The following is a 12,168-nucleotide window of genomic DNA, read 5'->3' as shown; positions in this document are numbered from 1 at the left end:
CTCGAACCTACGTGAGCCCGCCCCGTGCCGCCGCACCCAAGGGACCGAACCGCACTACTGCGGTCGTCCTGGGACCACCGCCCCGCAACCCCGCAACCCCGCAGGCCGGCAGGTCCGGACGAGGGCCGCGCCGTCCGCTCCGGTCCGATGCGAGGCTCCGGCCGCCGCCGTGCTCGAGCCTGACCGCGGCAGTTGTGGAGCCGCCACGCTCGGCTCCTCGGACGAGGCGCCCACCCAACCGAGTTGACGGCCGCGAGCCGGCCGGCGATCCGTCCGGCGCCCGCGGCCGGCTCGCCGTCCTCGCGGATCGGCGGCGGGGTCGGCCGTGCCTCCGGTACCGGCAGGCCCGGCGGCCGTACGGCCCTTGCCGCGCAGCGCGCCCCGGGCCGACGGCGAGCACCTGCAGGGGACCGGCGTGCCGAGGTCACCGGCCCGTGGCCAGTGCCCGGGCCACCCCCGGCTCCCTGGGCCCGAGGAAGTGCGGATTGGGACGCAGGGCCATGTCCAGCACGGCCTTGCCGGCGGCGAAGACCTCCCGCGTCCCGCCGTAGTACCAGGTCACGTCGTGCGTCTCGTCGACCCCGATCCCGTACGAGTCCACCCCCGCCGCCTCGCACAGCGCCACCGCGCGCCGGATGTGGAAACCCTGGCTGATCAGCACGGCCCGGTCCACCCCGAAGATCTTCCTGGCCCGCACACAGGAGTCCCAGGTGTCGAAACCGGCGTAGTCGCTGACGATCCGCCGGCCCGGCACGCCGTGTTGCGTCAGGTAGGCGCGCATGGTGTCGGGCTCGTCGTAGGTCGTGCGGCTGTTGTCCCCGGTGACGAGGACGGCCTTGATCCGCCCCTGCCGGTACAGCGTCGCCGCCGCGTTCAGCCGGTGCGCGAGGTACGGCGACGGCCTCCCGTTCGTGAGCCCGGCTCCGAACACCACGGCGACCTGCGCCTGCGGCACGTCCGCCACCGTCCGCAGCCGGTCCGCCGTGGACACGTACAGCCAGGTCACCGGGGACAGCGCCAGCACACACACGGCCATCGCGGCCTGCACCAGCCGCCGCTGCCCGGTACGGGTGCGCGGCAGGCGCGGTCGACGGATCCTCATCGTCACGTCCCCCCAGTGATCGGTTCCGACCTTGGAGGACGCCACCGGCGCCGATACGGTTCGCCTCACATCGTGCAGGTGTACGAGGTGAACCAGCGGAAAACGCTCGTGACGGCCAGGCAACGACAACGCAACGTGGCCCCGTCAGGATCCTTCCATGACGGCGTCGACCCCTCCCCGCTCCGAGCCCCGCATCCACCTCGACAGCACGGCGCACCTCATGAGCAGCATCGGCAGCCGACTGGCCGACCGGCTCCGGCTCGTCCCGCCGCCCGTCCGCCGCCCGGCCCCGCCCGCGCTGGTGCTGGTCGCCCACGGCAGCCGGGACCCGCACGCGCTGACCACCGTGACGACGCTCATGGAACGCGTACGCGAGCTACGTCCCGGCCTGCCCGTCAGCCTCGGCCACATCGAGCTGAACGAGCCCCTCCTCCCGGACACCCTCGCGGCCCTCGGCGACACCCCCGCCGTCCTCGTCCCGCTCCTGCTCGGCCGGGGTCACCACGTCAAGCACGACATCCCCGGCGTGGCCGCCGGGGCACCGGTGCGCGCACGCGTGGCACCTCCGCTGGGCCCGCATCCCCTCCTGGCGGAGGCCCTGTACGACCGCCTGCTGGAGGCCGGCTGGCCGACGTCCCCGGACGACTCCGTACGACGGGGGAGCGCGGTGGTCCTGGCCGCTGCGGGCTCCCGCGACCCCGACTCGGCCGCGGACACCCGCCGCACCGCCGGCCTCCTCGCCACCCGCCTGGGTGTCCCCGTCCTGCCCGCCTACGCCGCGGCGGCCACCCCGACGATCCCGACGGCCCTGCGCACCCTGGCGGCGAAGGGCCGCCACCGGGTGGCGATCGCGTCGTACTTCACCGCCCCGGGCCGCTTCGCGACCCAGTGCGCGCAGGCGGCACCGTGGATCGCCTCGGCTCCGCTGGGAGACCATCCGGCGATGGCCCGCCTGGTCGTGAACCGTTACGAGCAGGGCCTGGCGGCACGCGGAGCGAAGGCCGCCTGAGGGGGCGCGGGGCCGTATCGGCACGGGGCGGCGCCGCACGGGCGCGGTCGGCCACACACCACCCGCAGCCGCACGAAAACAGAACCGGGCGCTGCAGTGGCCTTACTGTCGAGGAATGGAAGGCACCGCACCCAGCTACGACCCGGCTGCCGTCGAGCGCTACGCCCCCGAACCCGACAAACGCCCGGGCCGCACCGCCTTCCAGCGCGACCGTGCCCGCATCCTCCACTCGGCCGCCCTCAGACGCCTCGCCGGCAAGACCCAGGTCGTCACGCCGGGCCAGCGCAGCGCCCACGCCTGGGACGCCAGTCCCCGAACCCGTCTCACCCACTCCCTGGAATGCGCCCAGGTGGGCCGGGAGCTGGGCGCCGCCCTCGGCTGCGATCCCGACCTCGTCGAGGCCGCCTGCCTGGCCCACGACCTCGGCCACCCGCCCTTCGGTCACAACGGCGAACAGGCGCTGAACGCCTTCGCGGACGACTGCGGCGGCTTCGAGGGCAACGCCCAGTCCCTCAGGCTCCTCACCCGCATCGAGCCCAAACGGTTCACCGAGGAGGGTTCGGTCGGCCTCAACCTCACCCGCGCCACCCTCGACGCCGCCACCAAGTACCCCTGGCCGCGCGGCGCCCACCCCACCGAACCGGCGTCACGGAAGTTCGGCGTCTACGAGGACGACCGCCCGGTGTTCGACTGGGTCAGAGCGCCCGCCCCCGGCACCCGCACCTGCTTCGAGGCCCAGGTCATGGACTGGTCGGACGACGTGGCGTACTCGGTGCACGACGTCGAGGACGGCCTGCACGCCGGTCATGTCGACCCCAACTGCCTGCACGCCGAGCCCGAGCGGCAGGAGGTGTTCCGGGTCGCCGTCGGCCGCTACGTCCCCGCGGACACCGACCCCGCCGAGCTGTCCGCCGCCCTCGACCGGCTCCAGGACGAGGAGTGGTGGCCGCACGGCTACGACGGCACGGCGGTCGCCCAGGCCCGCCTGAAGGACGCCACCAGCCAGCTCATCGGCCGGTTCTGCCTGGCCGCCGAGGGCGCCACACGCGCCGCGTACGGCACCGGCCGGCCCACCCGCTACGGCGCCGAACTCGTCGTACCCCGCGAGGCCCGGATGGAGTGCGCGGTGCTCAAGGCGGTCGCGGACCGGTATGTGATGCAGCGGGCCGAGCAGGAGCGGCTGCGCGCGGACCAGCGGGTGATCGTCGCCGAGCTGGCCGAGGCGCTCACCGCCCGCGCGCCGGACGGGCTCGATCCGCAGTTTCGGGCGCTCTTCGGCGGGGCAGGCGACGACCACGCGCGCAAGCGGGTGATCGTCGACCAGATCGCCTCCCTCACCGACGCCTCCGCACTGTCTCTGCACGCGAGACTGACGGGGCATATGTGAGCGGAACGTGACCTGCGGTGGCCTGATCGGGTCACTCCCTCTTCCCGCAGCCCGCCGTGTGCGGGAGGCTCGCACATGGCGGCACCCTTACGAGGAGGCATCAAGTGGTCGACGCGGATCAGACATTCGTCATCGTCGGGGGCGGTCTCGCCGGCGCGAAGGCGGCCGAGACGCTCCGGGCGGAGGGCTTCACCGGCCGGGTGATACTGATCAGCGACGAGCGCGACCACCCCTATGAGCGGCCGCCGCTGTCCAAGGGCTATCTGCTGGGCAAGGAGGAGCGCGACAGCGTCTTCGTGCACGAGCCCGCCTGGTACGCGCAGAACGACATCGAGCTGCACCTCGGCCAGTTCGTCGACCGCATCGACCGTGCGGCGAAGACGGTCCGCTACGGCGACGACGGCACCCTCGTGCGCTACGACAAGCTGCTCCTGGTCACCGGTGCCGAACCGCGCCGCCTCGACATCCCGGGCACCGGCCTGGCGGGCGTGCACCACCTGCGCCGGCTCGCGCACGCCGAGCGCCTCAAGGGTGTCCTCACCGCCCTCGGCCGGGACAACGGGCACCTGGTGATCGCGGGTGCCGGCTGGATCGGCCTGGAGGTCGCGGCGGCGGCCCGCGAGTACGGCGCGGAGGTCACGGTCATCGACCCGGAGCCGACCCCGCTGCACCATGTGCTCGGCCCCGAGCTGGGCGGTGTCTTCGCCGAGCTGCATCGCGAGCACGGCGTCCGTTTCCGGTTCGGGCGACGGCTCACCGAGATCGTCGGCCAGGACGGCATGGTCCTCGCCGTCCGCACCGACGACGGCGAGGAGCACCCGGCGCACGACGTCCTCGCGGCGATCGGCGCGGCGCCCCGCACCGGCCTCGCCGAGGCGGCGGGCCTGGAGATCGCCGACCGGGCGCACGGCGGTGGCATCGTCGTGGACGAGCGGCTGCGCACCTGCGACCCCGACATCTACGCGGCCGGCGACGTGGCGAACTTCCCGCTCGCGCTCTTCGGCACCGAGCTGCGGGTGGAGCACTGGGCCAACGCGCTGAACGGCGGCCCGGCGGCGGCGCGCTCGATGCTCGGCCAGGACGTCACGTACGACCGGATCCCGTACTTCTTCACCGACCAGTACGACCTGGGGATGGAGTACAGCGGCTGGGCGCCGCCGGGGTCGTACGACCAGGTGGTGATCAGGGGCGACGCCGGCAAGCGGGAGTTCATCGCGTTCTGGCTGTCGCAGGGACGCGTGCTGGCCGGGATGAACGTAAATGTGTGGGACGTCACAGAGGGGATCCAGAAGCTGATCCGCACCCGGACGCAGGTGGACCCCGAGGCCCTCGCCAACCCGCACGTGCCGCTGGACACCCTCACCTCCTGATCATCAGGGCTGTCGGCGGGTCCCCGTAGAATTCACCCGTGGCAGGACGGATCAACGACGAGGACGTGAAGGCGGTACGGGACGCGGTCCCGATCGACGCCGTGGTCTCCGAGTACCTCCAGCTGCGCAACGCCGGTGGCGGCAACCTCAAGGGGCTGTGCCCCTTCCACGACGAGAAGTCGCCGTCCTTCCAGGTCAGCCCGGGCAAGGGACTCTTCCACTGCTTCGGCTGCCAGGAGGGCGGCGACACCATCACCTTCGTGATGAAGGTGGACCACCTCTCCTTCTCGGAGGCGGTGGAGCGCCTGGCCGCCCAGGCGGGCATCACGCTGCGCTACGAGGAGGGCGGGTACAACCCGGCCCACCAGCGCGGCGAGCGGATCCGCCTGGTCGAGGCGCACAAGATCGCCGCGCAGTGGTACGCCGAGCAGCTCGCCACCAGCCCCGAGGCCGAGACCGGCCGCCTCTTCCTCGCCGAGCGCGGCTTCGACCAGGGCGCCGCCGTCCACTTCGGCGTCGGCTACAGCCCCCAGGGCTGGGACCACCTCACCCGCTATCTGCGCGGCAAGGGCTTCACCGACAAGGAACTGATCCTCTCCGGCCTCTCCCAGGAGGGCCGCCGCGGCCCCATCGACCGCTTCCGGGGCCGCCTGATGTGGCCGATCCGGGACATCGGCGGCGAGGTCGTCGGCTTCGGCGCCCGCAAGCTGTACGAGGCGGACAACGGCCCCAAGTACCTGAACACCCCCGAGACGGCGATCTACAAGAAGAGCCAGGTGCTGTACGGCATCGACCTGGCGAAGAAGGAGATCGCGAAGTCCAGCCGCGCGGTCGTGGTCGAGGGCTACACGGACGTCATGGCCTGCCACCTGGCCGGGGTGACGACCGCCATCGCGACCTGCGGTACGGCGTTCGGCGGCGAGCACATCAAGATCCTGCGCCGCCTGCTGATGGACAACGGATCGGCCCGGGTGATCTTCACCTTCGACGGTGACGCGGCCGGCCAGAAGGCCGCCCTGCGCGCCTTCGAGGACGACCAGAAGTTCGCCGCCGAGACGTACATCGCGATCGCGCCGGACGGCATGGACCCCTGTGAGCTGCGCCTCGCGAAGGGCGACGAGGCGGTGGCGGACCTGACCGAACCGCGCACGCCCCTCTTCGAGTTCGCACTGCGCCAGATCGTGAACCGCTACGACCTGGACACCCCGGCCGGCCGCGCCGCCGCCCTGGACGAGGCGGCGCCCATCGTCGCCCGGATCAAGAACAGCGGCGCCCAGCACGAGGTCGCCGTCGAGCTGGCCGGCATGCTCGGCATCCTCGACACCCAGTTCGTGGTCAAGCGGGTCGCCCAGCTGGCCCGCTGGGCGCGCGAGCGCGGCGGCAAGGCCCCGGCCGCGGCGGGTCCGCAGCCCTACGAGTCCGCCGCCCGTCCCGCCACCGCCGGTCCCGCGCTCCAGCTGCGCAACCCCATCTACGCCACCGAGCGCGAACTGCTCAAGCTCGCCCTGCAGCGCCCGGAGCTGGTCTCCCCGGCCTTCGACGCCTACGGCGTGGACGAGTTCACCGCCGCCCCCTACGCCGCCGTACGCCAGGCCATCCTGGACGCGGGCGGCGCCGAGTACGGCATGCAGGACAGCCAGGAGTACCTGGTCCGGGTCCGCGAGGCCGCGCCCGACGACTCGGTCCGCGCCATGGTCACGGAGCTGGCCGTGGAGGCGATCATGCGCCGCGCGGTCGACGAGGCCTACGCGGGCGAGCAGCTCGTGACCGTCCGCCGCCGCGCCGTGGAGCGCCGCGTCCAGGAGATCCAGATCACCGCCCGCCGCCTGGAAGCCGGCGGCGACCCGGCCCAACTGGCCGCCGTTCACAACGAGTTGTGGGTCCTGCAGCAGTACGACCAGTCCCTCAAGACCCGGGGCGCGCAGGCGCTGTAGGGGAAGCTGGTCCTCTTCTCGGAGCCGTTCGGGTGGTGCGATGCCGAGGTGGTCGGTGATCGCTCTCAAGCTGCGTCTGCCGCAGAGCCTGCATCAACTGCTCGTCCGCCCTGCGCTGCTCCTCGATCTCGCTCATGCCTTCCGTCCTGCCTCACGTCGGTGCGGCCCAGTCATGGCCGCATATGTCAGCCGGATGGTCCGACGAGCTGAGTAACCGTCCGGTCACGAAGCGAACGCAAAAAGTCACCGCACGCCCCTCGTGGCGGGGTTGTGTCGTACCCCACACTGGGGGCGGTGCCCGAGTCCTCGGAGCGCAGGCCGTCGACTCTCCGCCCCCGAAGTACCGCTGCCGCACACGCCCGGCAGCGATCATCCTGGAGGTCGCCCCCGTGCAGACCCAGACCCTCACTCAGACCGACAGCGCCACCCGTACCACCAGCGCCACCGGCACGACCGCGGACGAGCCGGACGCGGATCCGGACGTGCTCGTGGCCGTGCCTCCGCAGAGCCGCGGCGCCCTGCCCCCGGAGACGGCGTCCGCCGAACCGCCGGCGGAGGCGCTCGCCGACGAGCCCGAGGAACCCGACGAACCCGCCGAGACCCCCGCCGCGGCCCGGGCCGACACCGGCGGCCCCTCCGCCGATCTGTTCCGCCAGTACCTGCGCGAGATCGGCCGCATCCCGCTGCTCACCGCGGCCGAGGAGGTCGAACTCGCCCGTCGTGTCGAGGCCGGCCTGTTCGCCGAGGAAAAGCTCTCCAGCACACCGGATCTGGACAGCCAGTTGGCGCTCGACCTGGACCGGCTCGTCGTCATGGGGCGGATGGCCAAGCGGCGGCTCATCGAGGCCAACCTGCGGCTCGTCGTCTCGGTCGCCAAACGGTACGTCGGGCGCGGGCTGACCATGCTCGACCTCGTCCAGGAGGGCAACCTCGGGCTGATCCGGGCGGTGGAGAAGTTCGACTACGCCCGCGGCTACAAGTTCTCCACGTACGCCACCTGGTGGATACGCCAGGCGATGTCCCGGGCCCTGGCCGACCAGGCCCGCACCATCCGCGTCCCGGTGCATGTGGTCGAGCTGATCAACCGGGTCGTGCGCGTGCAGCGCCGGATGCTCCAGGAGCGGGGCTACGAGCCCACGCCCGACGAGGTCGCCGACCATCTCGACCTGGCACCCGAGCGGGTCAGCGAGGTGCTGCGGCTCGCCCAGGAACCGGTCTCCCTGCATGCCCCGGTCGGCGAGGAGGAGGACGTCGCCCTCGGCGACCTCATCGAGGACGGCGACGCCGCGAGCCCGGTGGAGTCGGCCGCCTTCCTCCTGCTGCGGCAGCACCTGGAGGCCGTTCTGTCCACCCTGGGGGAGCGGGAGCGCAAGGTCGTCCAGCTCCGCTACGGCCTCGCCGACGGCCGCCCCCGCACGCTGGAGGAGATAGGGCGCATCTTCGGCGTGACAAGGGAACGGATACGGCAGATCGAGTCCAAGACCCTCAACAAGCTCCGGGACCACGCCTTTGCGGACCAGCTGCGGGGCTACCTGGACTGAACGGGGGCCGCCCGGCGGCGGCCCCCTGCGCCGTCAGTCGACCTCGGCCACCGCCTGCGCGAACTGCGCCTTGTACAGCCGGGCGTACGCCCCGTCGGCCGCCAACAGCTCGCTGTGCGCGCCCTGTTCCACGATCGAGCCGTTCTCCATCACCAGGATCGTGTCGGCGTCCCGGATCGTGGAGAGCCGGTGCGCGATGACGAACGACGTACGGCCGTGGGCCAGCTTGGCCATGGCCTTCTGGATCAGCACCTCCGTACGGGTGTCCACGGAACTCGTCGCCTCGTCCAGCACCAGGATCACCGGGTTGGACAGGAACGCCCGCGCGATGGTGATGAGCTGCTTCTCACCCGCGCTGACCCCCGTGCCCTCGTCGTCGATCACGGTGTCGTAGCCGTCCGGGAGGGTACGGACGAACCGGTCCGCATGGGCCGCCCGGGCCGCCTCCTCGATCTCGCCGCGCGTGACCTCACGCGCGGCGCCGTACGCGATGTTCTCCGCGATCGTGCCGCCGAACAGCCAGGTGTCCTGCAGCACCATGCCGATCCCGGAGCGCAGTTCGTCGCGGGTCATCCTGCGGACGTCGACCCCGTCCAGGGTGATCCGGCCGCCCGAGACGTCGTAGAACCGCATCAGGAGGTTGACCAGCGTGGTCTTGCCCGCGCCGGTCGGGCCGACGATCGCCACCGTGTGACCGGGCTCCACCGTGAGCGAGAGGTCCTCGATCAGCGGCCTGTCCGGGTCGTACCGGAAGGACACGTGCTCCAGGCGCACCCGCCCGCGCAGCTCGGCCGGACGCTCGCCCGGCACCGGGTCGGCCTCCTGCTCCTCGGCGTCGAGGAGTTCGAAGACCCGCTCGGCCGAGGCGATGCCGGACTGCACCAGGTTCGCCATCGACGCGACCTGCGTCAGCGGCATCGAGAACTGCCGCGAGTACTGGATGAAGGCCTGGACGTCACCGATGGAGAGCGAGCCGGAGGCGACGCGCAGGCCGCCGACCACCGCCACCAGGACGTAGTTCAGGTTGGACACGAACATCATCAGCGGCTGCATCACACCGCTGTTGAACTGCGCCTTGAACCCGGCCTCGTACAACGCCTCGTTCTGCTCGGCGAACTGCTGCGCCGACTGCTCCTGCCGGCCGAACACCTTCACCAGGGTGTGCCCGGTGTACATCTCCTCGATGTGGGCGTTCAGCTTGCCCGTCGTGCGCCACTGCTGCACGAAGTGCGGCTGGGAGCGCTTGCCGACCCGGGTGGCCACCAGTGCCGACAGCGGCACGGTGACGAGCGCGACCAGCGCCAGGATCCAGGAGACCCAGAACATCATCACCAGCACACCGACGATGGTGAGCAGCGAGTTGATCAGCTGGCCCATCGACTGCTGGAGCGTCTGGCCGATGTTGTCGATGTCGTTGGTCGCGCGCGAGAGCACCTCGCCGCGCTGGCGCTTGTCGAAGTACGACAGCGGCAGCCGGGACAGCTTGCCCTGCACCTGCTCGCGCAGCCGGAACATCGTGCGGTTCACGGCCCGGTTGACCAGGCGGGTCGCCACCGCACTCAGCAGACCGGCGACCATGAACGTGGCGAGCGCGAGCAGCAGGACGCTGCCGACCGCGCCGAAGTCGATGCCCTTGCCGGGCGTGAAGTCGGTGCTCTTGAGCATGTCCGCGACGGCGCCCTGGCCGTGGGCCCGCATCTGGTCGAGGACCTGCTGCTTGGTGGCGCCGGCCGGCATCCGACGGCCGATGATGCCGGAGAAGACCAGGTCGGTGGCCTTGCCGAGGATCTTCGGGCCGACCACGTTCAGGCCCACGCTGACGATCACGCACAGCAGCAGGCCGTAGATCGTGAGCCGTTCGGGCCTGAACTGGGCGAGGAGCCGTTTGCTCGACCCCTTGAAGTCCATCGAGCGCTGGTCGGGTCCGCGCCCGGCCATCATGCGCATGGGCCCGGCCATCAGGCAGCCTCCGCTTCCGTCAGCTGGGAGAGCACGATCTCCCGGTAGGTCTCGTTGGTCGCCATCAGCTCCTGGTGCCGGCCGGTGCCGACGACCCGGCCCTCGTCCAGCACGATGATCCGGTCCGCGTCGCGGATGGTGGCCACGCGCTGGGCGACGATGACGACGGTCGCCTCGGCGGTCTCCCGGCCGAGGGCCGCGCGCAGTGCCGCGTCGGTGGCGTAGTCGAGCGCGGAGAAGGAGTCGTCGAAGAGGTAGATCTCCGGACGCTGCACCAGGGTGCGGGCGATGGCCAGGCGCTGGCGCTGACCGCCGGAGACGTTGGTGCCGCCCTGCGAGATGGGCGCGTCCAGGCCGCCCTCCAGCTTGCTCACGAAGCCCTTGGCCTGCGCCACCTCCAGCGCGTGCCACAGCTCCTCGTCGGTGGCGTCCGGATTGCCGTAGCGCAGGTTGGTCGCGACCGTCCCCGCGAACAGGTACGGCTTCTGCGGCACCATCCCGACCGTTCTCGCCAGCAGCTGCGGGTCGACCTGCTGGACGTCCACGCCGTCGACGAGGACCGCGCCCTCGGTGGCGTCGAACAGCCGCGGGACCAGCCCGAGCAGGGTCGACTTGCCGCTGCCGGTGGAGCCGATCACGGCGGTCGTCTCGCCGGGCCGGGCCACCAGGTCGACGCCCTTGAGCACCGGCTCCTCGGCACCCGGATAGTGGAAGCCGGCGGCCCGGATCTCCAGGTGGCCGTGGGCGCGCAGCTCGGTGACGGGCGCCACCGGCGGGACCACGCTCGAGTCGGTCCCGAGGACCTCCTCGATGCGCTCGGCGCACACCTCCGCGCGCGGCACCATCATGAACATGAAGGTGGCCATCATCACGGACATGACGATCTGCATGAGATAGGCGAGGAACGCGGTCAGATCGCCGATCCGCATACCGCCGCTGTCGATGCGGTGTGCGCCGAACCACACGACCGCGATCGACGACAGGTTCACCACGGTCATGACGATCGGGAACATCAGCGCGAGCATCCGGCCGGTGGCCAGCTGCATCTCGGTGAGGTCGGTGTTCGCCTTCCCGAACCGGCGCTGCTCGTACTCGTCGCGGACGAAGGCGCGGATCACGCGGTTGCCGGTGATCTGCTCGCGCAGCACCCGGTTCACCGTGTCCAGGCGGACCTGCATCGACCGGAACAGCGGACGCAGTCGGCGCACGATGAACGTGACACAGATCGCGAGCACCGGGACCACGGCCACCAGCACGCCGGACAGGGGTACGTCCAGCCCGAGGGCCATCACGATGCCGCCGACACACATGATGGGCGCCGACACCATCAGCGTGAACGTCATCAGGGCCAGCATCTGGACCTGCTGTACGTCGTTCGTCGTACGGGTGATGAGAGAGGGGGCGCCGAAGTGGCCCACCTCACGTGCCGAGAAGGACTGCACCCGGCCGAAGACGGCGCCGCGCACGTCCCGGCCGAGCGCGGAGGCGGTGCGTGCACCGTAGTATACGGCGCCTATGTTGCACACGACCTGCGCCAGCGAGATGCCGATCATCAGGGCGCCGAAGGACAGGATGTAACCCGTGTCACCCTTCACGACACCGTTGTCGATGATGTGCGCGTTGAGAGTGGGCAGGTAGAGGGTGGCGCAGGTCTGCAGGAACTGCAGCAGCACCAGCAGGGCGATGGATTTCTTGTAGGGCCTGAGATAGGCCCGTAGAAGTCGTATGAGCACGCTGTGTCTCTCGGAGTCGGCGACAGGGGCTGGTTCGGTTGCCCTTGGCCCCTATCGTCCGACACTCCACCCGTGTTACCTCAAGCGATTAACCCGGCGGGCAAGCGCGTACGGCCACGCGTACGGAAGCTCG

Annotated in this window: 7 protein-coding genes and 1 pseudogene; 5 read left to right on the top strand and 3 right to left on the bottom strand. The window is 71.3% G+C overall.

Annotation, left to right across the window (positions count from 1 at the left end):
• Window positions 1-424 precede the first annotated feature (424 nt).
• Complete coding sequence (locus GQF42_RS15340) at window positions 425-1,102, bottom strand: SanA/YdcF family protein (RefSeq protein ID WP_158920215.1); 678 nt, start codon at window positions 1,100-1,102, stop codon at window positions 425-427.
• A 157-nt stretch (window positions 1,103-1,259) separates the two neighbouring features.
• Between GQF42_RS15340 and GQF42_RS15335 the strand changes: the two genes are divergently transcribed.
• From GQF42_RS15335 to GQF42_RS15315, 5 genes and pseudogenes are all read left to right on the top strand, one after another.
• A complete protein-coding gene (locus GQF42_RS15335; protein ID WP_158920213.1) occupies window positions 1,260-2,111 on the top strand; it encodes a sirohydrochlorin chelatase in 852 nt (283 codons plus the stop codon).
• Window positions 2,112-2,226: 115 nt separating this feature from the next.
• The gene (locus tag GQF42_RS15330; RefSeq protein ID WP_158920211.1) at window positions 2,227-3,498 is read left to right on the top strand and encodes a deoxyguanosinetriphosphate triphosphohydrolase; all 1,272 of its coding nucleotides are present in this window, start codon (window positions 2,227-2,229) and stop codon (window positions 3,496-3,498) included.
• Between the two features lie 104 nt (window positions 3,499-3,602).
• Complete coding sequence (locus GQF42_RS15325; protein WP_158920209.1) at window positions 3,603-4,868, top strand: NAD(P)/FAD-dependent oxidoreductase; 1,266 nt, start codon at window positions 3,603-3,605, stop codon at window positions 4,866-4,868.
• Window positions 4,869-4,906: 38 nt separating this feature from the next.
• Window positions 4,907-6,802, top strand: a complete 1,896-nt coding sequence (gene dnaG, locus GQF42_RS15320; protein ID WP_158920207.1) for a DNA primase — start codon at window positions 4,907-4,909, stop codon at window positions 6,800-6,802.
• A gap of 346 nt (window positions 6,803-7,148) precedes the next feature.
• Window positions 7,149-8,343 (top strand): annotated as a pseudogene (locus GQF42_RS15315) (RNA polymerase sigma factor).
• 33 nt (window positions 8,344-8,376) lie between these two features.
• Here GQF42_RS15315 and GQF42_RS15310 read toward each other — a convergent pair.
• Window positions 8,377-10,302 carry an ABC transporter ATP-binding protein gene (locus tag GQF42_RS15310; protein WP_158920203.1) on the bottom strand — a complete coding sequence of 642 codons (1,926 nt, stop codon included), beginning with the start codon at window positions 10,300-10,302 and terminating at the stop codon, window positions 8,377-8,379.
• Window positions 10,302-12,035 carry an ABC transporter ATP-binding protein gene (locus GQF42_RS15305; protein WP_158920201.1) on the bottom strand — a complete coding sequence of 578 codons (1,734 nt, stop codon included), beginning with the start codon at window positions 12,033-12,035 and terminating at the stop codon, window positions 10,302-10,304. Before GQF42_RS15305 ends, GQF42_RS15310 begins: the two co-directional genes overlap by 1 nt.
• Window positions 12,036-12,168 lie beyond the last annotated feature (133 nt).

The organism is Streptomyces broussonetiae, from assembly GCF_009796285.1.
GTDB lineage: Bacteria > Actinomycetota > Actinomycetes > Streptomycetales > Streptomycetaceae > Streptomyces > Streptomyces broussonetiae.
The sequence above is the reverse complement of the archived record's forward strand: the minus strand, read 5'-3'. Positions and strand labels throughout refer to the sequence as shown.